At 52.2% G+C, this 24,517-nt stretch carries 23 protein-coding genes and 1 pseudogene; 8 read left to right on the top strand and 16 right to left on the bottom strand.

Annotated features, from left to right (window positions below; genetic code table 11):
* Positions 1-31 precede the first annotated feature (31 nt).
* From odhB to sdhC, 6 genes are all read right to left on the bottom strand, one after another.
* Positions 32-1,255 carry a 2-oxoglutarate dehydrogenase complex dihydrolipoyllysine-residue succinyltransferase gene (gene odhB / locus C2U41_RS04395; RefSeq protein ID WP_003022925.1) on the bottom strand — a complete coding sequence of 408 codons (1,224 nt, stop codon included), beginning with the start codon at positions 1,253-1,255 and terminating at the stop codon, positions 32-34.
* Positions 1,256-1,269: 14 nt separating this feature from the next.
* Positions 1,270-4,071: a 2-oxoglutarate dehydrogenase E1 component gene (gene sucA / locus C2U41_RS04390; RefSeq protein ID WP_003022923.1), complete on the bottom strand. Its 2,802-nt coding sequence runs from the start codon at positions 4,069-4,071 to the stop codon at positions 1,270-1,272.
* Between the two features lie 403 nt (positions 4,072-4,474).
* Positions 4,475-5,191, bottom strand: coding sequence for a succinate dehydrogenase iron-sulfur subunit SdhB (sdhB, locus tag C2U41_RS04385; RefSeq protein ID WP_003022921.1), 717 nt, complete (start codon positions 5,189-5,191; stop codon positions 4,475-4,477).
* Between the two features lie 15 nt (positions 5,192-5,206).
* Positions 5,207-6,973, bottom strand: a complete 1,767-nt coding sequence (gene sdhA / locus C2U41_RS04380) for a succinate dehydrogenase flavoprotein subunit (RefSeq protein ID WP_003022919.1) — start codon at positions 6,971-6,973, stop codon at positions 5,207-5,209.
* The gene (gene sdhD / locus C2U41_RS04375; RefSeq protein WP_003022916.1) at positions 6,973-7,320 is read right to left on the bottom strand and encodes a succinate dehydrogenase membrane anchor subunit; all 348 of its coding nucleotides are present in this window, start codon (positions 7,318-7,320) and stop codon (positions 6,973-6,975) included. Before sdhD ends, sdhA begins: the two co-directional genes overlap by 1 nt.
* Positions 7,314-7,718, bottom strand: a complete 405-nt coding sequence (gene sdhC, locus C2U41_RS04370; protein WP_003831406.1) for a succinate dehydrogenase cytochrome b556 subunit — start codon at positions 7,716-7,718, stop codon at positions 7,314-7,316. Before sdhC ends, sdhD begins: the two co-directional genes overlap by 7 nt.
* 383 nt (positions 7,719-8,101) lie before the next feature.
* On the opposite strand from sdhC, the pseudogene C2U41_RS29470 reads away from it, so the two are divergent.
* The 7 genes and pseudogenes from C2U41_RS29470 (at position 8,102) to C2U41_RS04330 (ending at position 13,891) form a co-directional block, all read left to right on the top strand.
* A pseudogene (locus C2U41_RS29470) lies at positions 8,102-8,212 on the top strand (hypothetical protein).
* A 203-nt stretch (positions 8,213-8,415) separates the two neighbouring features.
* A complete protein-coding gene (locus tag C2U41_RS04355; RefSeq protein WP_003831404.1) occupies positions 8,416-9,699 on the top strand; it encodes a citrate synthase in 1,284 nt (427 codons plus the stop codon).
* Between the two features lie 220 nt (positions 9,700-9,919).
* A complete protein-coding gene (tssD, locus tag C2U41_RS04350; RefSeq protein ID WP_103848315.1) occupies positions 9,920-11,563 on the top strand; it encodes a type VI secretion system tube protein TssD in 1,644 nt (547 codons plus the stop codon).
* A complete protein-coding gene (locus C2U41_RS04345) occupies positions 11,560-11,898 on the top strand; it encodes a hypothetical protein (protein ID WP_046669878.1) in 339 nt (112 codons plus the stop codon). The genes tssD and C2U41_RS04345 overlap by 4 nt, the downstream gene beginning before the upstream one ends.
* A 61-nt stretch (positions 11,899-11,959) precedes the next feature.
* The gene (locus C2U41_RS04340; protein ID WP_103848314.1) at positions 11,960-12,241 is read left to right on the top strand and encodes a bacteriocin immunity protein; all 282 of its coding nucleotides are present in this window, start codon (positions 11,960-11,962) and stop codon (positions 12,239-12,241) included.
* A 76-nt stretch (positions 12,242-12,317) separates the two neighbouring features.
* The gene (locus C2U41_RS04335; protein WP_044701066.1) at positions 12,318-12,722 is read left to right on the top strand and encodes a DUF2251 domain-containing protein; all 405 of its coding nucleotides are present in this window, start codon (positions 12,318-12,320) and stop codon (positions 12,720-12,722) included.
* Positions 12,723-12,844: 122 nt separating this feature from the next.
* Entirely contained in the window at positions 12,845-13,891 is a 1,047-nt protein-coding gene (locus C2U41_RS04330; RefSeq protein ID WP_103848313.1) for an AbrB family transcriptional regulator, read from the top strand.
* On the opposite strand, the gene nei is transcribed toward C2U41_RS04330, so the two are convergent.
* The 8 genes from nei to ybgI are packed head-to-tail and all read right to left on the bottom strand — an operon-like array spanning position 13,888 to position 20,181.
* Entirely contained in the window at positions 13,888-14,679 is a 792-nt protein-coding gene (gene nei / locus C2U41_RS04325; protein WP_103848312.1) for an endonuclease VIII, read from the bottom strand. The two genes, C2U41_RS04330 and nei, sit on opposite strands and share 4 nt — an antisense overlap.
* 14 nt (positions 14,680-14,693) lie before the next feature.
* Positions 14,694-15,338, bottom strand: a complete 645-nt coding sequence (gene pcp, locus C2U41_RS04320) for a pyroglutamyl-peptidase I (RefSeq protein ID WP_103848311.1) — start codon at positions 15,336-15,338, stop codon at positions 14,694-14,696.
* A gap of 9 nt (positions 15,339-15,347) precedes the next feature.
* Positions 15,348-16,343 carry a DUF979 domain-containing protein gene (locus tag C2U41_RS04315; protein ID WP_003847337.1) on the bottom strand — a complete coding sequence of 332 codons (996 nt, stop codon included), beginning with the start codon at positions 16,341-16,343 and terminating at the stop codon, positions 15,348-15,350.
* The gene (locus C2U41_RS04310; protein WP_103848310.1) at positions 16,340-17,062 is read right to left on the bottom strand and encodes a DUF969 domain-containing protein; all 723 of its coding nucleotides are present in this window, start codon (positions 17,060-17,062) and stop codon (positions 16,340-16,342) included. Before C2U41_RS04310 ends, C2U41_RS04315 begins: the two co-directional genes overlap by 4 nt.
* 53 nt (positions 17,063-17,115) lie before the next feature.
* Entirely contained in the window at positions 17,116-17,850 is a 735-nt protein-coding gene (pxpA, locus tag C2U41_RS04305; RefSeq protein WP_003835451.1) for a 5-oxoprolinase subunit PxpA, read from the bottom strand.
* Positions 17,840-18,772, bottom strand: coding sequence for a 5-oxoprolinase subunit PxpC (pxpC, locus tag C2U41_RS04300; RefSeq protein WP_003022892.1), 933 nt, complete (start codon positions 18,770-18,772; stop codon positions 17,840-17,842). Before pxpC ends, pxpA begins: the two co-directional genes overlap by 11 nt.
* Positions 18,766-19,422, bottom strand: a complete 657-nt coding sequence (pxpB, locus tag C2U41_RS04295; RefSeq protein ID WP_003835457.1) for a 5-oxoprolinase subunit PxpB — start codon at positions 19,420-19,422, stop codon at positions 18,766-18,768. Before pxpB ends, pxpC begins: the two co-directional genes overlap by 7 nt.
* 15 nt (positions 19,423-19,437) lie before the next feature.
* A complete protein-coding gene (gene ybgI / locus C2U41_RS04290) occupies positions 19,438-20,181 on the bottom strand; it encodes a radiation resistance protein YbgI (RefSeq protein WP_003022887.1) in 744 nt (247 codons plus the stop codon).
* Positions 20,182-20,470: 289 nt separating this feature from the next.
* Here ybgI and dtpD point away from each other — a divergent pair, with 289 nt between their 5' ends.
* Complete coding sequence (gene dtpD / locus C2U41_RS04285) at positions 20,471-21,952, top strand: dipeptide permease DtpD (protein ID WP_003847348.1); 1,482 nt, start codon at positions 20,471-20,473, stop codon at positions 21,950-21,952.
* Positions 21,953-22,002: 50 nt separating this feature from the next.
* Here the strand turns inward: dtpD and C2U41_RS04280 are convergent, their stop codons facing one another.
* Complete coding sequence (locus C2U41_RS04280; protein ID WP_032938519.1) at positions 22,003-22,929, bottom strand: Rpn family recombination-promoting nuclease/putative transposase; 927 nt, start codon at positions 22,927-22,929, stop codon at positions 22,003-22,005.
* Between the two features lie 160 nt (positions 22,930-23,089).
* Positions 23,090-24,508: a deoxyribodipyrimidine photo-lyase gene (phrB, locus tag C2U41_RS04275; protein WP_103848309.1), complete on the bottom strand. Its 1,419-nt coding sequence runs from the start codon at positions 24,506-24,508 to the stop codon at positions 23,090-23,092.
* Positions 24,509-24,517 lie beyond the last annotated feature (9 nt).

Below are 24,517 nucleotides of genomic sequence, written 5' to 3'. Positions count from 1 at the left end.
AGACCTACGGGGCAGGTGATACTCTTATTAACTACACGTCCAGCAGCAGACGCGTTGGATCTTCCAGCAACTCTTTAATGGTTACCAGGAAGCCTACTGACTCACGACCATCGATCAGACGGTGGTCATAAGACAGCGCCAGATACATCATCGGCAGGATTTCAACCTTGCCGTCTACCGCCATCGGACGATCTTTGATGGCATGCATACCCAGGATGGCGCTCTGCGGTGGGTTGATGATCGGCGTGGACATCAGGGAACCGAACACCCCACCGTTAGTGATGGTGAAGTTACCGCCCGTCAGATCTTCAACCGTCAACTTGCCGTCGCGACCTTTAACTGCCAGTTCTTTAATGTTCTTCTCGATGTCAGCCATACCCAGCAGATCCACATCACGCAGGACCGGCGTGACCAGACCACGCGGCGTGGAGACCGCCATGCTGACATCAAAGTAGTTGTGATAAACCACGTCATCGCCGTCGATGGACGCGTTCACTTCCGGATAGCGTTTCAGCGCTTCAACAACCGCTTTCACGTAGAAAGACATAAAGCCCAGACGGATACCGTGGCGTTTCTCGAACGCATCACCGTATTGCTTACGCAGGTCCATGATTGGCTTCATGTTGACTTCGTTGAAAGTGGTCAGCATGGCGGTGGAATTTTTCGCTTCCAGCAGACGCTCGGCTACGCGTTTGCGCAGACGGGTCATCGGAACACGTTTTTCGCCACGCGCGCCCAGTTGAGCCTGTGGTGCAGGTGCTGCTGCCGGCGCTTTTGCTTCGGCTTTCGCAGCCGGGGCTTTCGCCAGATGTTTTTCAACATCTTCACGCGTGATACGACCGCCGACACCGGTGCCGTTGATAGCGCTGGCTTCGAGGTTATGCTCACCCAGCAGGCGACGGATCGCCGGGCTCAGGGCATCGTTGTTCTGCTCAGCAAGAGACGCCTGCTGGCGCTGTGCCGGAGTAGAATCTTTCTCTTCAGACTTAGCGCTGGTTTCTTTACCGGTGCTGTTGCCTTCACGCAGGCGACCAAGGATCTGGCGAGAAGTGACGGTTGTCCCTTCATCTTCCAGAACCGCATCAAGAATACCGTCCGCTGATGCCGGTACTTCCAGTACCACTTTGTCAGTTTCGATTTCTACCAGTACTTCATCACGACGTACTGCATCGCCCGGTTTTTTGTGCCAGGTTGCAACCGTTGCATCCGCTACGGATTCAGGCAGGTCGGGAACAAGAATATCTACGCTACTCATTATTTATCCTTTATTTAATCGACGTTCAGCGCGTCATTTACCAGATCTTGTTGCTGCTTCTGGTGAACGGACATATACCCTACTGCCGGAGAGGCAGAGGCCGGGCGACCTGCATAACGCAGAGCTGACCCAAATGGAATTACTTCACGGAAATGATGCTGGCTGCAGTACCATGCGCCCTGGTTGAGCGGCTCTTCCTGGCACCAGACAAAATCATGTACATGAGCAAACGGTTTCAGCGCTTCCTGCACCGCTTTATGCGGGAACGGATAGAGCTGTTCGATGCGCACAATGGCAACATCTTTTTGGTCGTTCTTGCGGCGTTGCTCCAGCAGGTCGTAATAAACCTTACCAGAACACATCACGACACGCTTCACGCCTTTCGGATCAAGTTCATCGACTTCGCCAATGGCTGGCAGGAAGGTGCCATTTGCCAGTTCGTCCAGCGTAGACACCGCCAACGGATGACGCAGCAGCGACTTCGGTGACATCACCACCAGCGGACGGCGCATACCGCGCAGCGCCTGACGACGCAGCATATGGTAAACCTGTGCCGGGGTAGACGGGACGCAAACCTGCATGTTTTGCTCAGCGCAAAGTTGCAGATAACGTTCCAGACGCGCGGAGGAGTGCTCCGGACCCTGACCTTCGTAGCCGTGCGGCAGCAGCATCACCAGACCGCACATACGGCCCCATTTCTGCTCGCCGGAAGAGATGAACTGGTCGATAACCACCTGCGCACCGTTGGCGAAGTCGCCGAACTGCGCTTCCCAGATGGTCAGCGTGCGCGGTTCTGCCGTGGCATAACCGTATTCAAACGCCAGTACCGCTTCTTCAGACAGTACGGAGTCCCATACGCGGAACGTGCCCTGACCGTTATGCACATGCTGCAGCGGCGTGTAGGTTGAACCGTTAGCCTGATTATGAATGACCGCGTGACGGTGGAAGAAGGTTCCGCGACCGGAGTCTTCACCCGACAGACGAACCGGAATGCCTTCGTCAACCAGCGTGGCGTAAGCCAGATTCTCCGCCCCACCCCAGTCGAATAGCTTCTCGCCTGCGGCCATGGCCTGACGGTCGCCGTAAATTTTGGCAACACGCGACTGCATTTCAACGGCTTCAGGCACGGTGCTGATGCGTTTTGCCAGCTCCTGCAGACGCTTCATCTCAACCTTGTTCGGGTAGCTTTCGTCCCACTCGTGGTTGAGGTACGGCGACCAGGTGAAGGAGTGCATGTTCATTGGACGCCACTCTTTCACCACGCATTCACCAGCATCCAGCGCATCACGGTACAGATTGACCATTTCGGTCGCATCTTCCAGCGTGGCGACTTTGTCCGCTTCCAGCTTGTCAGCGTAGATTTTACGCGGGGTCGGGTGCTTTTTGATTTTCTGATACATCAGCGGCTGGGTTGCGCTCGGCTCGTCGGCTTCGTTGTGGCCGTGACGGCGGTAGCACACCAGATCGATGAACACATCGCGTTTGAAGGTATTACGGAAGTCCAGCGCCAGGCGCGTCACAAAAGCGACCGCTTCCGGGTCATCCGCGTTAACGTGGAAGATTGGCGCCTGAACCATCTTACCGATGTCGGTGCAGTACGGAGTAGAACGCGCATCCAACGGGTTAGAGGTAGTAAAGCCCACCTGGTTGTTGATGACGATGCGAACGGTACCGCCCACTTCGTAACCACGCGCTTTCGACATGTTCAGGGTTTCCTGAACCACGCCCTGCCCGGTTACCGCCGCATCGCCGTGGATGGTGATTGGCAGTACTTTGTTGCTGCTCGGCTCGTCCAGACGATCCAGACGTGCACGTACGGAGCCGATAACCACCGGGCTAACGATTTCCAGGTGCGACGGGTTAAACGCCAGCGCCAGGTGTACCAGACCGCCTTCGGTTTCGATATCAGACGAGAAGCCCATGTGGTACTTCACGTCACCGGTGCCGAGGTGTTCTTTATGTTTGCCTGCGAATTCGTCGAACAGTTCCTGCGGGCGTTTGCCCAGTACGTTAACCAGAACGTTCAGACGACCACGGTGCGCCATGCCCAGTACCACTTCACGGGTACCGCTGTTACCAGCGTGGCGGATCATCTCTTTGAGCATTGGGATTAACGCATCACCGCCTTCCAGCGAGAAGCGTTTCGCGCCCGGGAACTTAGCGCCCAGGTAGCGTTCCAGACCTTCTGCTGCGGTCAGTTCGCTCAGGAAGCGTTTCTTCTCTTCGCTACTGAATGCGGCACGGCCAGACTCGATACGCTGTTGAAGCCAGCGTTTTTCTTCGGTGCTGGTGATGTGCATATACTCGGCGCCAATTGGGCCGCAGTAGGTTTGTTTCAGCGCAACAACCAGGTCGCTCAGCTTCATGGTGTCTTTGCCGCCGGCAAAAGAACCTACGTTAAAGCTTTCCTGGAAATCCGCATCGGTCAGATCGTGGAAAGACGGGTCCAGATCGGCCACATTTTCTTGCTGCCACAGTCCCAGCGGATCAAGATTCGCATGCTGATGACCGCGGAAACGGTAGGCGTTAATGAGCTGCAGGACTTTAACCTGCTTCACATTGGCATCAGGGTCGGAGATAGAAGAAGAGTAACGTGGAGTAATCAACGCCTGCCGACGGAAATAATCACGTGTTTTTGAGTGGAGTTGATCCGGTTTGACTCCGGTACCAGGTAACTGCTGGAACGTCGAACGCCAGTTAGCATCTACCGAGTCAGGGTCGGTTAAGAAGTCTTCATAGAGCTGTTCTATCCAGCTCTGGTTAGAACCAGAGAGGTAAGAAGAGTCCAACCAGGCTTTCAAAGCGCTGTTCTGCATCGTGATCCCTTAAGCATCTTTTCTGCTTATTTAATACTCTAAATAGATCGCGTTTCAGGAAGGTGGCAAGCTTGCGAATCCCAGGGAGCTTACATCCAGTAAGTGACCAGGGTGAGCAAGTGCAGCCAACGCACATGCAACGTGAACTATGACGAGTATTTCGCCGTGGATACTACCACGCACACCGATGTGCGTGCCGGGGTTCACTTGTTGCGGACTGTCGTGTCATCTGCGTCCGCTAAGGAACCTTTAAAAACTGTCTAATAATCTTCGCTGTTCAGGCTACGACTGCGTTGCGGCCTTGTCTCGCTCTGAACATCTCGATTATTACTACTCATATGGCAGTTTTTAGAGGTTTCCTGTACTACCGGGGAATCACTTCCCCGGCAACCACTACAAAATCTTACGCACTACGTTTGAGCAGCATCGACTTAATATGGCCGATGGCGCGCGTCGGGTTCAGTCCTTTAGGACATACGCTGACGCAGTTCATGATGCTATGGCAGCGGAATACGCTGAAAGCGTCACTTAAACCTTCCAGGCGGCTGTCGGTCTCGGTATCGCGGCTATCAATTAAGAAGCGATACGCGGCCAGCAGGCCTGCCGGGCCAATAAACTTGTCCGGATTCCACCAGAATGATGGGCAGGAAGTTGAGCAGCATGCACACAAAATACATTCATACAGCCCATCGAGCTTCTCACGCTGCTCAGGCATTTGTAAATGCTCACGAGCCGGCGGATTTTTCCCATTATTCAACAAGTAAGGCTTAATCTTCTCATACTGTGCGTAGAATTGCCCCATGTCTACCACCAAATCGCGCACAACCGGTAAACCCGGCAGCGGGCGAATGACAATTTTCTTGCCCGGCTGATTCAGCGCAGAAATAGGTGTGATACAGGCCAGTCCATTTTTGCCGTTCATATTCAGACCGTCGGAGCCGCAGACCCCTTCACGGCAGGAGCGGCGGAACGACAGAGACGGATCTTTTTCTTTCAGCTGCATCAATGCATCCAGCAGCATCATGTCGCGCCCTTCTTCCGCCTCCAGGGTGTAATCCTGCATACGCGGAGCGTCGTCAACATCCGGGTTATAGCGATAAACTGAAAACTCGAGTTTCATTGTCCTGTCTCCGCATTAATAAGTACGAATCTTCGGCGGGAATGCCGGGCGCAGCTTCGGTTCCATATTGACTTGACGTCGCGTCATGGATTCCGACTCTGGCAGGTACAGGGAATGGCACAGCCAGTTTTCATCATCACGTTCCGGGAAGTCGAAGCGGCTATGCGCGCCACGGCTTTCGGTACGGAAGTTTGCAGATACTGCAGTGGCGTACGCGGTCTCCATCAGGTTATCCAACTCCAGACACTCAACGCGCTGGGTGTTGAACTCACTGGAGGTATCGTCCAGACGGGCATTTTTCAGGCGTTCGCGAATCGCTTTCAGCTCTTCCAGACCTTTCGCCATCGCATCGCCTTCGCGGAAAACCGAGAAGTTATGCTGCATACATTCTTGCAGCGCTTTGCGAATCGCCACCGGGTCTTCACCGTTACGGTTACCGTTCCAGCGGTTCAGTCGTGCCAGAGAAGCATCGATTTCATCTTCGGTCGCATCCAGCAGGTCACCCTGCTCAGCGATAGATTCCTGCAGATGCAGACCCACCGCACGACCAAACACCACCAGGTCCAGCAGCGAGTTGCCGCCGAGACGGTTGGCGCCGTGAACCGATACGCAGGCGATTTCGCCTACCGCAAACAGTCCCGGGATCACCACATCTTCGCCCTGCTCATTCACAGTCAGCGCCTGGCCAGTAACTTTGGTCGGAATACCGCCCATCATATAGTGGCAGGTTGGGATAACCGGAATCGGCTCTTTAACCGGGTCAACGTGAGCAAAGGTACGGGACAGTTCGAGAATGCCCGGCAGACGGGATTCCAGCACTTCTTTACCCAAGTGGTCGAGTTTCAGCTTAGCGTGCGGACCCCACGGGCCGTCGCAGCCGCGACCTTCACGGATTTCGATCATGATGGAACGCGCCACCACGTCACGACCCGCAAGGTCTTTCGCATTCGGGGCATAACGCTCCATGAAGCGCTCACCGTGTTTGTTCAGCAGGTAGCCACCTTCACCACGGCAGCCTTCTGTGACCAGAACGCCCGCACCGGCGATACCGGTTGGGTGGAACTGCCACATCTCCATATCCTGCACCGGCACGCCAGCGCGGATAGCCATACCAACACCGTCACCAGTATTGATGTGGGCATTGGTGGTGGACTGATAAATACGGCCAGCACCGCCGGTCGCCAGCACGGTCGCACGGGCTTTGAAGTAAACTACCTCACCGGTTTCAATACACAACGCGGTACAACCGACAATCGCGCCATCGGCATTTTTTACCAGATCCAGCGCATACCATTCTGAGAAGATGGTGGTATGGTTTTTCAGGTTCTGCTGATACAGCGTGTGCAACAGCGCATGACCGGTACGGTCTGCCGCTGCCGCAGTACGTGCCGCTTGCTCACCGCCGAAGTTCTTCGACTGGCCGCCAAACGGACGTTGATAAATTGTGCCATTGTCGAGGCGAGAGAACGGCAGCCCCATGTGGTCCAGTTCCAGAATCGCTTCCGGACCGGTTTTACACATATATTCAATAGCGTCCTGGTCACCAATGTAGTCCGACCCTTTAACGGTGTCGTACATGTGCCATTCCCAGTTATCTTCATGGGTATTACCGAGCGCAACGGTGATGCCACCCTGCGCGGATACGGTATGGGAACGGGTTGGGAACACTTTAGAGAGCAGCGCACAAGTCTGCCCGCTCTGGGAAATTTGCAGCGCCGCGCGCATACCTGCGCCGCCGGCACCAATCACAACAGCATCAAATTCTCTGACTGGCAGTTTCATTACACACCCCACACCACAACAAATCCATAAATGACGTAAACCACCAGCGCAACAACGATAGCCAGTTGCAGAATCAGGCGCACAGCCAGAGGTTTAACGTAGTCGGTCAACACCTGCCACATGCCGATCCAGGCATGAATCAAGATGGAGAAAAGTGCCAGCAGGGTGAAGACTTTGGTGAATGCCGATGAGAAGAAACCGGTCCAGACTTCATACGTCAGCTCGCCGCTGGTGGCGAAGAAACCGACCATAAAGATGATGTATAACGTCAGAACGATAGCGGTAGCACGGACCAGAATGAAGTCATGTACGCCGTTGCGTCCTAATGCGGAGGCGTTGCTTACCATACGAGGACTCCTGCGAGAAGTGAAAGCACGACAATAATAACGAAACAAATTTTGGCGGAGCGTGTCCCTGCTTCGAGGGTTTCTTCGATATAGCCAAAATCCATCAACAGATGGCGAATGCCCATTACGGCGTGATATGCCAGCGCAATCAGGATCCCCCACAGAATTAACTCCACAAAGAAGTTATTCATAATGGATGACGCGGTGAGGAAACCTTCAGGGGAGGAAAGGCTGGTACCCAATAACCACAACAGAATCCCGACCGCCACGAAGGTGATCACTCCGGATACGCGATGGAGAATGGACGCTATCGCCGTGATTGGGAACCGGATCGTTTGCAGATCCAGATTGACAGGTCTTTGTTTTTTCACATTTCTTATCATGAATAACGCCCACATGCTGTTCTTATTATTCCCTTTAGACTTCGGGTACAGAAGATGAAGACACCTGTAGCCTGAAAGACGACGGGATTTCCTTCCTCCGGTCTGCGTGCGGGTCAGACAGCGTCCTTACTATAACTACGCGTCATATAAAACACTGCTTCCAGATGCTAAAACGACACGTTACAACGCTGGTTGGCTCGGGATTGCAGGGTATTCCGGAGACCTGGCGGCAGTATAGGACGTTCACAAAATCATTACAATTAACCTACATATAGTTTGTCGGGTTTTATCCCGAACAGTGACATAGGTCACGATAACAACATTATTTTAATTTTTAATCATCTGATTTGACAATCATTAAACAAAGTTGTTACAAACGACACCAGAAAAAGCATATAATGCGTAAAAGTTATGGGGTCACTCTTTCACCGGAGATTTAGTTATGTAACAGTGTGGAAGTATTGACCAATACCTTCAGGACAGTTATTAGTGATAGACAGGTTAAATAATTCGGATTGCTAAGTTCTTGATTTGCAGTTTATTCGCCATAAAAAGACCGTTTTACCTGCAAGCGCCCATAGCTCTGTACCCAGGTCATCCCCTCTTTCGCAGAGCGGCGAGCCAAATAACAAACTGGTAACGGTTTATTGATGCACGAAGGCAAATTTGAGTTCCGGCAGTCTTAAGCAATAAGGCGCTAAGGAGACCGTAAATGGCTGATACTAAAGCAAAACTCACTCTAAATGGTGATGCTGCTATTGAACTGGATGTGCTGAAAGGTACGCTCGGTCAGGACGTTATTGATATTCGTAGCCTTGGCTCAAAAGGGATGTTTACTTTTGACCCAGGTTTTACCTCTACCGCATCCTGCGAATCCAAAATTACTTTCATCGACGGTGACGAAGGTGTTTTGCTGCATCGCGGCTTCCCGATTGACCAGTTGGCGACCGAGTCCAACTATCTGGAAGTGTGTTATATCCTGCTGTACGGCGAAAAACCGACGCAGGAAGAGTACGACGAGTTCAAAACCACAGTCACTCGCCATACCATGATCCACGAGCAGATCACGCGTCTGTTCCACGGTTTCCGCCGCGACTCTCACCCGATGGCCGTTATGTGCGGTGTCACCGGAGCGCTGGCAGCGTTTTATCATGACTCGCTGGATGTAAACAACGCGCGTCACCGTGAAATCGCCGCCTTCCGCCTACTGTCCAAAATGCCAACCATGGCAGCGATGTGCTACAAGTATTCCATCGGGCAGCCGTTCGTGTACCCGCGTAACGATCTCTCCTACGCCGGTAACTTCCTGAACATGATGTTCTCTACGCCGTGCGAAAAATACGAAGTGAATCCGATTCTGGAACGCGCCATGGACCGTATCTTAATCCTGCACGCTGACCACGAACAGAACGCCTCAACCTCTACCGTACGTACCGCGGGCTCTTCTGGCGCTAACCCGTTTGCCTGCATCGCGGCTGGTATCGCTTCCCTGTGGGGACCGGCACACGGCGGCGCAAACGAAGCTGCGCTGAAAATGCTGGAAGAAATCAGCTCTGTTAAACACATTCCGGAATTTGTTCGCCGCGCGAAAGACAAGAATGATTCCTTCCGCCTGATGGGCTTTGGTCACCGTGTTTATAAAAACTATGACCCGCGCGCTACCGTCATGCGTGAAACCTGCCATGAAGTGCTGAAAGAACTGGGCACCAAAGATGATCTGCTGGAAGTGGCGATGGAACTTGAGCACATTGCGCTCAACGACCCATACTTCATCGAGAAGAAACTCTACCCGAACGTAGACTTCTACTCCGGCATAATCCTGAAAGCGATGGGTATTCCGTCCTCCATGTTCACCGTTATCTTCGCCATGGCGCGTACCGTTGGCTGGATTGCACACTGGAACGAAATGCACACCGACGGCATGAAAATCGCCCGTCCGCGTCAGCTGTACACCGGCTACGACAAGCGCGATTTTAAATCTGATATTAAGCGTTAATTGTTCAGGCCACCGGGTAATTCCGGTGGCTTTTCTCAGACCCTGCTCAAATTACCGCATTCATCTCATCAATATTATTCTCATCAGCCAATTCGTCCCATAATACATTTCAGACATGCCCCCCCTTTTATATAGCATCAATCGCCAACGCATAATTTGATTTTTAAATTTATTAGCTATTTAATTCGGTCTTATAAAATACATCCCTGAATTAAATGGCATGGGTGATCTTATTTACCTGAAGATAACAGGTGAACAACAAGGAAATATTTCTTCCGGCTGTGGCACTTACGCATCTGTAGGAAATCGCTGGCAGAAAAACGATCCTGATGAGATTTTTGCTTTTTCACTTTCGAATGGATTAGCTAATACTGATTCTGGTATTAATACCCAGCTACTGAACTTCACAAAACTAATTGATAAAAGCACACCATTATTGATTAACGCCATCAATAATAATGAACGTCTGTTTATTGAAATTGATTTATGGAGAATAAACAGATTTGGTAGATGGGAACGCTACTATTATATTCAATTAAGAAATGCATCGGTAAAAAGCATACAAACCTATGTGGCCCTAAACGAGCTGGATACCGAAGAAATTGCAGTATCGTATGACTATATTCTTTGCAAACACCTGATTGCCAACACTGAGTTTGACTACCTGGCATTGCCTGCTGAGTACAACCGTTTGTTTATACCACCCCGCCCTCAGCCGGTCAGTACGATAAAACCCATAGTGAAACGCCCTTCTCCCCCTGCACCACACATTCCAGCAGTTACGCCGGTCTATGCCAAATCCTGTCTGAAAGAAAAAGGCTGTACAGACGCGGGGAGCCGTGAAGAATCGGCTGAAAACTTCGGACAGATGGCGGTTTTCGCACAATCTTCCGTCGATGATTGTTGCGGATATGCACAGCCCGCAGAAGCCTCGGCCGCGCTGCCGATCTTAGGTGGGCTGACGCAGGTGTGGGGCGAGTGGTCACTCAGTGGCATGCTCAGCGCCGCACGCGGCGTTCCTTATATCGGCGCGTTGGCTTCCGCGCTGTATATTCCGTCCGCGGGTACGGACAGTGCACGCGTTCCCGGACGCGATGAGTTCTGGTATGAAGAAGAACTACGGAAAAAGGCGCTGGTAGGTGGCACTGCCACCACCCGGGTTCGTTTTTTCTGGGGAATCGACATTCACGGTAAATCGCAAGTCTACGGCGTGCATACCGGCGAAGGTACTCCTTATGAAAACGTGCGCGTCGCGAATATGCTGTGGAACGATGAACATCATCGCTATGAATTTACGCCTGCCCACGACGCAGACGGGCCGTTAATCACATGGACGCCGGAAAATCCTGCGACGGGTGATGTACCTGAACATACTGGAAACGATGTTCCACCGCTGGATCAGCCAACCATTCTGGTAACACCAATCCCGGATGGCAAAAATGAGTACACCACGCCGCCGTTCCTTGTGCCCGATGTCGCCGATTTTAACGATTATATTCTGGTCTTTCCGACCGATTCAGGCATTCAGCCGATATATGTTTACCTCAGCGAGAGAAAAACATCTTATACTCATAGACATAAGCACTATTCTTCCAAAAATAGACCCTGGGAGGAAGTGATAAAAAATACGAAGTCTGGTCCAGCAAAATTCAAACCAGAAGTCCATATCGAATCTGTAGACCAGGAGGTATGGGAGAATGGTACTCCAACAACTAATGGACAAAACTGGAAAGTTAAAGAATTCAATAATGTCCAAGGCGCTTACAAAGGAAAGGAAACGAAATGGGTGGTTACCAAAGAATCACAAGGAACTATTCACTCTCATCCAATAGGTTCAAATGAGGCTAGGAAATTAACAAAATGAAAACAAATTACTGCATTTTAGGAAATAACTATCACATCGAAAATGTAGAGAATATTTACGACGAAATATCTGCTTTAGATTTCAACAAAACTGAGTTAGAAGAGGTAACACGATTAGATGAAGATTTATTTCAGCTAGCTTTAAATGATGGAGTTGTTGTAGACATTGGTTGGTATCCTTCATTTGAAGAAGGTGGTGAATTTATCATTCAAATGATACAAAATAGTGACTGGGATCACCCTATAATAAAAATATCTTCTGGATGGGATAAAAATGAGTTAATTGAAAAGTTAAACATAGTTTTAGAACAATTACCTTTTTGTCTTAAAAGTTGAATAAGCATTTAGAAAACAAATAATAACACTCTGCAAAGCATCTTATTATAAAGGTGAGTATATGAATCATCTTAAGCAAAAACTCGAAGACTACACTGAATCCGAATTCTTAGACTTCCTAAATGAATTCTCTGCAAACCCGCGCTACCAGGGAGAAATGGATCGTGAATCTTACATCGACTCATTAGTCGATCATTTCGATAAAATCGTGGACCATCCGGAAAGTAATGGATTGATTTTTAATCCCCCGGATGACAGGGAAGACAGCCCACAAGGCGTCATTGATGAAATCAAAAGATGGCGTAAGTCCCAGGGACGCTCATCATTTAAACAATCAACCTAAAAATTTTCAAATCAAACACTCGAATTATCAGTGTAAATTATATAACAACGAATATTTATACATGTGGGAATTTAAAATGACGATCACGGTTACGGTTCAAGCTCAACTCATTGTCGGTGAAGCACAGGTAATAGAAAGTTTGGCCCCAGAAGGTTCTTACACGGCTGTATTTGAAGATGATGGTCAAACCGGGTACTTCTATGCACTTGATGAATCTGCTGACGGAAATCCTATCAAAGATGCACTGCATATTTACAATGCAGAAGATGTTTCAGATGGGCATATCCCATCAGATGTGAAGATCGGTTGGTCAGAAGACAGTAAGAAATGTGTGTTGCTGATAAATGGTTACCCACACGGCGTCTTTAATTTTGAATCTAAAAATGGATACTGCCGGAGCGGTTTTCCACCTACAATCAGTCAGGAATGGTCTGTCTTTGGGCATGCATGGAATGATGCTGTCGATGATTTTTTCAGATAACAGGCATCAATACCCGATCACCGGTTAGTCCGTTTTTATTGATACTTGATATTTTTTTCAGCGGACTTTTTCTCTATGCTGTATCAACACGTTAAACGCAGCATATAACTCAGGAGCATGGGATGCCTGTTTTGCAGTGGAGCCTGTTGTTTGTGCTATCGCTCCTGCTTTCCCTGCTCTTTCTGTTTATCCATCTTCCAGGACCCTTGCTGCTCGGTTCGATGATCGTCGGCATCATCTTTAGTCTGCGCGGCGTCTCTCTGCATCCTCCTCGCTGCACATTTCTTGGCGCGCAGGCGATTCTCGGCTGCATGATTGCCCAAAATCTGACCGGTTCAATCTTCACAACCCTTGCAGCCCACTGGCCGATGGTGATTGTTATCCTGCTGGCAACCCTTATCAGCAGCGCGATAATCGGCTGGCTGCTGGTTCGCTACAGTACGCTACCGGGTAACACCGGCGCATGGGGCTCGTCACCAGGCGGCGCAGCGGCAATGGTTGCAATGGCCCAGGATTATGGTGCCGACATCCGACTGGTGGCGTTTATGCAGTATCTGCGCGTACTGTTAGTAGTCGGCGCGGCAGCGCTGGTCACCCGGCTGGTGATGGGCGACCAGGCGCAGGCGGTCAGTGAACAAATCATCTGGTTTCCGCCGCTAAGCGGCAATCTTTTCAGCACTCTGATGCTGGCCGCCGTTGCCGGCACGACTGGACGCTTACTGCGTATTCCCTCTGGCGTCATGCTATTGCCGATGCTGGTGGGTGCCTTGCTGAATGCAAGCGGAGTGATGGTGATTGAACTGCCGGAATGGCTACTGGCGATAGCCTATATGGCCATCGGCTGGCAAATCGGCCTTGGCTTTGACAAACAGATCTTTCTAATGGCATTACGACCACTGCCGCAGATCCTGTTGTCCATTTTTTCACTAATGGCGATCTGCGCCGGTATGGCCTGGGGACTGGCGCATTACATGCAGATTGATTTTCTCACTGCCTATCTGGCGACCAGTCCAGGTGGCGTGGATTCTGTCGCGGTGATTGCCGCAGGAAGCCACGCTGATATGGCGCTCATCATGGCGATGCAAACCCTGCGACTGTTCAGCATTTTGTTAACTGGCCCCGCAGTCGCGCGGTTTATTTCGGTGCACGCGCCAAAACAGCCCGCTTAGTGCTGACATCCCGGACACCAGTAAAAAGGTCGCGAAGAGAGCATCGTTTTCTCGATAGTCCCACCACAACGCTCACAGGCTTCGCCGTCCCGATGAAAGACCTTGAAGCGAAACAACGCACCGTGATGTTTATTCTCATCGACCAGCCCGCGGGTATTATAAGACAGGCGCGGAATATCAAGCAGCGCATGTGCCAGTTGATCCAGTTGCTCATCACTAAGCTGCGACGCTTTATGCTGCCCGGTCAACCCAACCTGCCAAAGGATCTCTACCCGCAAGTAGTTACCTAATCCCGCCAGAAAAGCCTGGTCCAGTAGCAGACCAGAAAACTGGCGATTGCAAAAACGCGGAGATAACAGACGCGCTTTAACGTCATCGGGCGTTAAACGTAAATCCAGTACATCCGGCCCAACCCGTTGCAGGAACGGGTGGGTGGTTAGCTGTTCTGGCGTCAGCATTTCGATATCAGACGCGCTATAGAGCAGAATTGTCTTGTCATGTGTTTGCAGACTGACGCGCAGTACCCGCGAAGTTTGCGGAATTTCGCCGGTATCCACCACTCGCCACACGCCATAGAGCTGATTGTGACTGTACAGCGTCAGGCCATTAGAAAAATGGGTCAGCAGCGCTTTCCCTCGCGTTTCAAGCTGGGTTACACGTTGCCCAATCAGTTGAGATTGATACGGTTTTAACTGCTCAAAGGCAAACCAGACATCCGTCAGGGGTTTGCCTTTGACTGCCGCCTCCAGGTTATCCGCCGCGCGGCGGATTTCCGGGCCTTCAGGCATAATACTGTCCTTTGTTAATGTGTTGCGCCGCCCGTCACTGCGATATCGCTTTCCACCTGCAAGGCGGTGGCAATTGCAATCTCCAGCGCACGGCGCACCGTTTCTGTCGCCATACTTGGCGCTCCGGGATGCTGTGCAGCCTGTTGCGGCAAATATGGGATATGAATAAAGCCGCCCTTCACCGCCGGTACATCGCGTAGTTTATGCAGCAGACCATACATCACATGATTACACACGAAAGTGCCAGCGGTCTGGGAAACCGAAGCCGGAATTCCCGCGTTGCGCATAGCCATAACCATCGCTTTGATCGGCAACGTGCTAAACCATGCCGCTGGACCATCGGCTACAATCGGCACATCTACCGGCTGTTGCCCCTGATTATCCGCAATACGCGCATCGTCAACGTTAATCGCCACGCGTTCCACGGTGATATCCGTGCGGCCACCTGCCTGCCCCACCGCCAGGACCAGCGATGGCGACAGCGCGTCAATTGCGCCATTGAGTACGGTAAGAGACTCGCCAAAGACGCACGGCAGTTGGCGGGCAACGACGCGGCATCCACCGATGATAGCATTATCGAGTCCCGAGACCACTTCCCAGGAAGGGTTAACTGATTCGCCGCCAAAGGGTTCAAATCCCGTGATGAGTACTGTTTTCATCCTGTCACCTTACAAGAACATCAGGAAATACATCAGGAACACGTTGACCAATAGCAGCAGTATGCCGGTTGGCACCTGCGCTTTAATCACCGCGTTTTTGTCCGGTAGTTCCAGCAGCGCAGCAGGGACAATGTTAAAGTTCGCCGCCATCGGCGTCATCAGTGTCCCGCAATAACCGGAGAACATACCAATCGCCGCCATTACCGCCGGATTACCACCGTGTTGCAGTACAAGAATTGGAATACCAATCCCAGCGGTCACGATCGGGAAAGCAGCAAACGCATTGCCCATGACCATAGTCAGCAATGCCATGCCGATGGTGTACACCGCCACTGCGATAAAGCGACTGTCTACCGCCAGATATTCCTGCGTCAGATATGAAATGCCGCTGCCTACGCCCGCTGCCGTAAACAACAGCCCGAGCGTAGCCAGAATCTGTGGCAGGATGAACGCCCAGCCGATGGAGTCCAGCAGACGGCGCGCCTCCTGGATCGGTTGATGCACCCGCTCATGGGTCATTTTTATTGCCATCGCCAGACCAATCAACGAACCTGCGGTCATGGAAAAAAGCGTCACCAGCGTGGCGTGATTACCCGGCCCAAACAGCGCATCCTGTAAGCCCGGAATATGGTTGAACATCAGCACGCCAATAACCGTTACTACCGGGATCGCCAGCGCCGGGAAAAAAAGGCGGTTGCCCAAGCGACTGGCACTTTCTTCGCGCTGTTGCTGCGTCCGTTGATGATAGCTTCCCAGCTTTACGCCGCCGAAACCGGCGATCAGCGCCAGGACGACCACCGCAATACCGACGGCAATATGCACCGCGCGCTTGTCGCCAAACAGCGAGAATGTCCAGTCGCCAAGCAGAAACAGTACGCCGTATATGCCCCAAAACAGACCAGTGGTGAAGCGACGCGGGTTCGCTTTATCCTGCCAGGACATGACGGCCACAATCAGTAATACCGCGCCCGCCAGCCAGTAGAGATAGCTTTGTTGAAAATTCATTGCGCTTCCCCTTTCGCTGCGGCGTTCGCTTTCGCCACCTCACGTTGCAAATAGCTATCCAGACGCCACAAACGTGTGCCGTGGATCAGGAAAGCACAAATTGCCGTTGGGATCCCCCATAGGGCGATATGCAGCGGTTCAGTCCGGATCCCACCAGACTCCAGCATAAAGTTATGCATGAAGATGATGGCGCCGAAAGCAACAAAGATATCTTCACCGAAAAACAGCCCGACGTTATCGGTCGCCGCTGACATTGCGCGCAGTCGATAGCGTACCGCCCCAGGTATCTCGCCGTGATTTTTCTCAGCGGCCCCTTCCGCCATCGGCGCCAGCAGCGGACGCACCATTTGCGGATGCCCCCCCAGACTGGTGAGTCCTAATGCAGCGGTCGCTTCGCGAATGAACAGATAGACAATCAGCAGGCGGCCGCTGGTAGCGCTGCGGATTTTTGCAATCCACGCCTGCGCACGCTCTTTCAGACCGTGACGTTCCAGCAGACCGATTACCGCCAGTGGGATCAGCAGGATAAACGGTAGGTTGCGGGTGTTAAGAAAACCTTCACCCAGTTTCTCGAGAATAGTGGCGATAGGCATATGCGCCGCCAGCCCCGTGACAATCCCGGCAATAATAACCACCAATACCGGGTTAAAACGTAAAAGAAATCCGACCACGATGACGGCGATCCCCGTCAATGGCCAGAGAGAAATAGCCTCTCCCATAATTAAATCCCTTATGTTGTTGTGTAATATATTATTGTTTTGTATGAATAAATTTATGCGCTAATTTGAATATTGCATGCTTCAAAGGCGCTACGCAAGCGACGAGCAAAAGCGAGTGCGTGCTCGCCATCCCCATGAATGCATACCGTCTGGGCAGTCACGCTCGCCCATGTCCCACTTTGGCTTTTTACTCTGCCGGATTGCACCATTTCTAACGTTTGCGCCAACGCCTGCTCTTCATCCTCAATCAGTGCGCCCGGCTGACTACGCGGCACCAGGCTGCCATCGGCCTGATAACCCCGATCGGCAAACACCTCCTGACGCGTTACCAGGCCATAGTGTTCTCCAGCACGAATCAGTTCGCTTCCCGCCAGTCCCACTAAAATCAGCGACGGATCGCAGGCATGAACCGCTTTCGCAATCGCATCAGCCAGTTGAGGATCTTTCGCTGCCTGGTTATAGAGCATGCCATGCGGTTTGACATGATGCATCACACCGCCCTCCGCCCGCGTGATGGCAGCCAGCGCGCCAATTTGATACAGCGTCTGCGCATACACCGTTTGCGCAGGCAGGGTCATGGCGCTACGGCCAAAATTTTCCCGATCCGGAAAGCTGGGATGCGCACCTATCGCTACGCCATTTTTTAGCGCTTCGCGCACGCTTGAGAGCATGGTTTGCGCATCGCCTGCGTGAAACCCACAGGCGATGTTGGCCGATGACACCAATTGCAGCAACGCTGCATCGTTCGCACATCCCTCACCGAGGTCTGCATTGAGATCAATTTTCATTGTTAAGTCGCCATGCTAACTGTTCCAGGTAACGCTGCTGGTCGTACCGCGCCTTCAGCGCTTCCTCCAGCGAACACTGCACAAAATGAATCGGTTGACCGAGCGGGATCTGCGCCAGATGATACATATCTGCCTCAATAATACAGGCGATGCGCGGATAGCCGCCTGTCGTCTGCGCATCGTTCATCAGCACAATTGGCTGGCCATTATGTGGAACCTGCACCACGCCGGGGAGCAAGCCATGTGATAGCAGCTCGCGATCGGTCGTGCGCGTCAGCGGCTGCCCCTGAAGACGATACCCCATACGGTTACTTTGTGGGCTAAGTTGCCACGGTGAGCGCCAGAACGAAGCCTGCGATACCTCATCAAACTCCTGATATTCAGGTCCGGGCAACGCGCGAATGAGATTACCCCACATCAGTTGCTTAACACCTTGCGGCTCGCTGAATTGCCGGGTAGATACGCCAATCGCCAGTCGATCGCCATCACGCAGTAGACGCCCTTCAAACCCACCAATGCCCACTTTCAGATCGGTACTACGCGAGCCCATCACTTCGGGAACATCAATACCGCCCGCTACCGCCAGATAACTGCGCATGCCATGAAGCGGACGTTTTAGCGTCAGGCGCTGCCCGGCTTTTACCGGTAACCGCCATCCGCTCCACACGGGCGTACGATCCAGCTGTGCTTCGCATCCGGCACCGGTCAGGGCAAACCAGCCATCGGCTTCAAACTCCACCACCAGTTGCCCCAGCGTGATTTCCAGCGCTGCGGCATTCGCATCATTACCCACCAGCAGGTTAGCCACGTTCAGCGCCGGTTTATCCAGCGCCCCACAGTGACTGATTCCGGATTGACGAAAACTATGACGTCCCCCGTCCTGTACTGAGGTGTACATGCCAGCGCGGATGATGTTTAACATATCCCCTCCTTCTGCGGGACAAAACGCACGGTATCGCCAGCCCGTAACAGAATCGGCTCCTCCCGTTTTGGATCAAATAACGAAACGGAGGTACGCCCAATCAATTGCCACCCGCCAGGCGTGGAAAGCGGGTAGATCCCCGTTTGAGATCCACCGATACCGACAGAACCTGCCGGAACAAGCAAACGCGGTTCCGCACGTCTTGGGGTATGTAGTTGTTCAGGTAAGCTCCCGAGATAGGGGAATCCCGGCTGAAACCCGATAAACCACACCACGTAATCAACCGACGCATGAAGTTCCACAACCTGCTTGTCACTTAATCCGCTGTGCCGGGCGACCTCTGCCAGATCGGGACCGGCCTCACCGCCATAGGTAACAGGAATTTCAATAAAGCGCGAATCCGGCTCCAGTGCTTCGCTCTCTTCCCACCAGCGTTGTAGGCGCTCAATCGCATCCAGCGCCAGCGTTTGCGGGTCACGCAAGGTCACCGTGATATTGTTCATGCCTGGAATAGCTTCCAGTACATTCGGGGCATCAACCAGACGCTGGGCCAGACGCCAGATGCGTTTCTGAGTCGCCAGCGTAATGGGTGGTTCCAGTTCAAGAACCACTGCCGTTTCACCTAACAGATAACAACGCGCTCGCTGCACTTTCGTCCCTCTTTATTACGCTGGATTAGGAATATCGATAAAAGTCACGTCCAGATCGGTATTTTCATTAAGCCAATCGCTTAATGCGCGAATGCCGCCGCGTTCGGTCGCATGGTGACCGGCAGCATAAAAATGCAGCCCCTGCTCGCGGGCTGAGTGAATGGTTTGCTCTGAAACTTCACCAGTGATAAAAGCGTCGACGCCAAACCGGGCTGCGCTATCAATAAAACTTTGACCGCCCCCCGTACACCAGGCGACGCGCTGAACTTTTTCCGGACCGGTATCACCACACCATAACGGTTTGCGGCCTAAACGCGCTTCAATCCACGATGCCAACTCCAGTCCCGGAACCGGCATGGAGAGTTCTCCCCATGGCACCAGCGGTTCGATCTCACCCATCACGGTAATCCCCAACAGCGCGGCCAACTGCGCGTTATTCCCCAGTTCCGGGTGAGCATCCAGCGGCAGGTGCCAGCCATACAGGTTGATATCGTTTTCCAACAGCGTTTTCAGACGATGGCGCTTCATTCCGCGAATTACCGGAGATTCGCCTTTCCAGAAATAACCGTGATGAACGATAACCGCATCGGCCTGCAGGCGCACCGCCTCATCCAGCAGCGCCTGACTTGCGGTCACGCCGGTCACGATTTTATGCACCGTCTCTTTGCCCTCAACCTGCAAACCATTCGGCGCATAGTCGCTAATGGCGGCGCTGTTCAGTTTGTCGTTGATCAGTTGTTCCAGTTCGGTGTTTTTCATCATCGTCCTCGTAGTCATTAATTCTGCCTGCCTAATCAGCAACACAGCTTAGGTTAAAATAGCGTCCTCGCCTGCGTTCGTCGATAGCCATTTCACTGACACATCAAGAAACAATCACACCCGCTTTGAACATGATTTGCTTACCACTACGCGATCCAATTCATGTATATTTATGCAATCAGACAGCATATTGCAAAAATAATCAGATCTGTATCAAAGTTACAACTTTAAGGAAACACGCTCGCGCAGTACGCTCAGCCTGTCGCGAGGCATTTACTTCGAGAAAATAATGAATAAACAAGCATCTCAACCACGGGCGATTTATTACGTCGTCGCGCTACAAATCTGGGAATATTTCAGTTTTTACGGCATGCGTGCGCTGCTGATCCTGTATCTCACTAACCAGCTCAAGTACGACGATAATCACGCATATGAACTGTTCAGCGCCTACTGTTCACTGGTCTACGTCACCCCCATTCTCGGGGGATACCTGGCAGATAAAGTGCTCGGGAATCGAATGGCGGTGATGATCGGCGCATTTTTAATGGCGGTGGGACATCTGGTATTGGGCGCAAGCGAAATGGCTCCGGCGTTCCTTTATTTGTCGCTGGCGATCATTGTCTGCGGCTACGGTCTGTTTAAATCCAACATTAGTTGCCTGCTGGGCGAGTTATATCAACCTGAAGATCCGCGTCGCGACGGTGGATTCTCTCTGCTCTACGCAGCCGGTAACATCGGTTCGATCATCGCACCGATTGCCTGCGGATACGTGCAGGAAGAGTACAGCTGGGCGATGGGCTTTGCGCTGGCTGCGATTGGCATGCTGGCAGGGTTGGTGATTTTCTTATGCGGTAATCGCCATTTCGCTCATACCACTGGCGTCAACAAGGCTGTGCTGTGTGCGAAAAAGTATATGCTGCCAAACTGGGCCTGGCTGTTAGTTCTGCTGGTTGCAGCACCGTTACTGATTACCGTCCTGTTCTGGAAAGAGTGGTCCGTTTACGCACTGATTGTTGCCACGGTTATTGGTCTGGCGGTTCTGGCGAAGATTTACCGTCAGGCGCAAACCCAAAAGCAGCGCAAAGAATTGGGGCTTATCGTCACGCTGACCTTCTTCAGCTTGCTGTTCTGGGCCTTTGCTCAACAGGGCGGCAGCTCGATTAGCCTGTATATTGACCGCTTCGTAAATCGCGATATTTTGGGGTATTCCGTCCCGACCGCGATGTTCCAGTCGGTTAACGCCTTTGCCGTTATGCTGTGCGGTATCGTGCTGGCCTGGGTAATCAAAGAAAGCGTTGGCGGCAATCGTACCGTACGTATTTGGGGTAAATTCGCCCTTGGCCTCGGTTTAATGAGCGCAGGGTTCTGCATTCTGACCTTAAGCGCCCGCTGGTCCGCAGCTTACGGCCACTCTTCCATGCCGCTGATGGTATTGGGGCTGGCGGTCATGGGCTTTGCCGAACTGTTTATCGACCCGGTGGCGATGTCGCAAATTACGCGTATTGAGATCCCTGGGGTGACTGGCGTATTAACAGGCATTTATATGCTGCTGTCCGGCGCCATCGCCAACTATCTGGCAGGCGTTATCGCCGATCAGACGTCGCAAGGCTCGTTTGATGCTGCTGGCGCTATCAACTACTCCATCAATGCGTATATTGATGTCTTTAGCGAAATTACCTGGGGCGCGCTGGCCTGCGTGGTGTTGGTGCTGCTGATTTGGCTGTACCAGTCGCTTAAGTTCAGAAACCGTCCGCTGGCGGTAGAATCCTGAGTGTAAGGGCCCGATGATGTAATACTATTCGGGCCTGTTTTTTCGGGTAATTACGCATAACTTGCAGCGAGTTCCTCTTCAGTAAGCCCCGTCACTAGTAGTACCATTGCGCGATCTATTCCCTGCTCCAGCATAGTTTGCGCTATACGTAATGCGGCTTCTCGCTTTCCTACTTCTTTGCCTTGTTGTAGCCCTTGTTGTAAACCTTCCTGTAATCCATCTAACCGTAACCGCTCCGCAATAGTCATCAGCCTCTCCTTATGTTGGGGGATCCGTTGTGCCATCTCTTGCATAAACTCATTAAAGCGAGATTCATCGCCGGATCGTAGGATGTAATTAAACATCGCCTGCAGTTGCGTGTCATTAGTGCATCCAGTAAGTAGTAGCGTGGTCAGTTGTTCTATCAGCCCCATCAAATCCCGCTGACGGATATGTTTTTGCATTAATTCCAGCAGCGCCATTCGCCTGTGAGCCATGATCTCATCATCGGGTACCACCGTTATGTCTACCAACGGAAATGCGCTGGAATAAAGCTGTCTTGCCGCCACGGGGTCGGCAAAGGTATCCAGCCAGCACAATGAGTACGGATAGGGGCTTCGGCAGCCATGATAAAACAGCATCGGTATCACCAGCGGCAGTTCCTTGTGCCCTGCGTCCAGATGGCGCTGCATCGCCGCCAGCGCATAACGCAACAGACGAAAAGCCATATGTGGCTCGGCTGAACTTTGATGCTCTATCACCACATAGACATAACCGTCACCGTTGCGTGTGTGCAAAGACCAGAGCACGTCGGAGTAGCGCGAACGTAAATCCGCTTCAATAAAGCTTTCTGACTCCAGTTGCAGCGAATTCAAATCGCAAAGCATCCGCAGTTCAGCTGGCAGGTGAATGTCGAGAAAATCTCGTGCAGTTTCGGGATGATGTAAAAACGTTTTAAACACCGCATCATGCGGGGTGGAGGTCGTTGGCGTTGTCATTAATTTCCGTCATTTTCATTCAGATGACGGAAATTTACTGCTGAGAGAAAACTTGTGCAGCAGGGTATTTACGGTACTGAGCGCACGCTTCAGCGCTAAAATCACCCGACTGCAACATGTTCATTCTGTTGGAAGGTATTACGCAAAATCCACCATGCCTTTACCCCTTGCGCGCCGCCTCATATGCCGCCAGCGTCGCCAGCCTTGCCTGTTTATGATCCACAATCGGGCGAGGATAACTTAGTGTTACCTGCGCTTTTTCTGCCCACGACCACGGGTCATGAATGGCTTTACCCGGCACGTCGCGCAGTTCCGGCACCCACTGGCGGATAAACTCACCGTCACAGTCGAATTTTTCGCCCTGCGTCGTGGGGTTAAAGATACGGAAATACGGTGCGGCGTCGGTTCCGGTTGAGGCTGCCCACTGCCAGCCGCCGTTATTGGCCGCGAGGTCACCATCAATCAGTTGCGACATGAAATATTGTTCGCCTTTACGCCAGTCAATCAGCAGGTCCTTGACCAAAAAACTGGCGGTAATCATGCGTAATCGATTATGCATCCAGCCCGTGGCGTTGAGCTGACGCATCGCCGCATCCACAATAGGGTAACCCGTACTACCCGTTTTCCAGGCCTGCAAATGCGTCGGATTATTCTGCCATTGCACGCGATCGGTCCAGCGGATAAAGGGTTGATACCGACACAGCGCCGGATGGTAAGTCATCAGATGACGATAAAATTCACGCCAGATAAGCTCGTTCAGCCAGACGCTACCCCTGCCGCCCTCAAGCGCTTGCGGCTGCTCCGCGAGCAGTCGATTCAGGCACTGGCGCGGTGATAGTCCTCCTGTCGCCAGGCTCGCGGATAATCGACTGGTCCCGTCAATCGCGGGAAAATCACGCTGCTGCTCGTATTCTCCCACAGCCTGCTGGCAAAAATGGCGTAATTGCGCGATGGCCAATTTTTCATCTGCCACAAACCTCTGCGCATCAAAATATTGCTGCGGATAGCTCAGCGTTATTGCGCTTAACGACGTGCTGAGTGCGCCGCTGTCCCTCATTTTCGGCGCGCTAACGCATTCTGGAATACCGTCTTTAATCCGCTTCAGCCAGGCATTTTTAAACGGCGTGAACACTTTATACATCTCATGATTCCCGGTCATCACCGCCCCCGGGGGCAGGATCACGCTGTCGTCAAACCCTTCGCACACCACCTGAGGTAAGGACTTTTCGACGGCAGCATCACGCTGGCATTCGTTTATTTCATATTGATAGTTATAAAATAATCGACTGACGTCATGCTGCAGGCAGACACTTTTGATGGGGTCCACGCTGGCCGCAAAATCAGCCACTTCGTAAAACAGTAAAGGGATGCCTTTTTCTGCCAGCGCTGTTTGTAACGCATTCAACTGCGCGCAGGTAAATGCCGCCTGGCGCGGGGCCATATCGTGGGCCTTCCACTGCTCGGGGGTAGCGATATATAACGCCAGCACCTGCGCAGAACGATCCCGACAAGCCGCCGCCAGCGCGAGGTTGTCGTGCAGGCGTAAATCACGCCGAAACCAGACCAAATGGGTGGTCATAACACTCCT

The sequence above is a fragment of the Citrobacter freundii complex sp. CFNIH4 genome (assembly GCF_002934505.1).
Lineage (GTDB): Bacteria > Pseudomonadota > Gammaproteobacteria > Enterobacterales > Enterobacteriaceae > Citrobacter > Citrobacter freundii.
The sequence above is the reverse complement of the archived record's forward strand: the minus strand, read 5'-3'. Positions and strand labels throughout refer to the sequence as shown.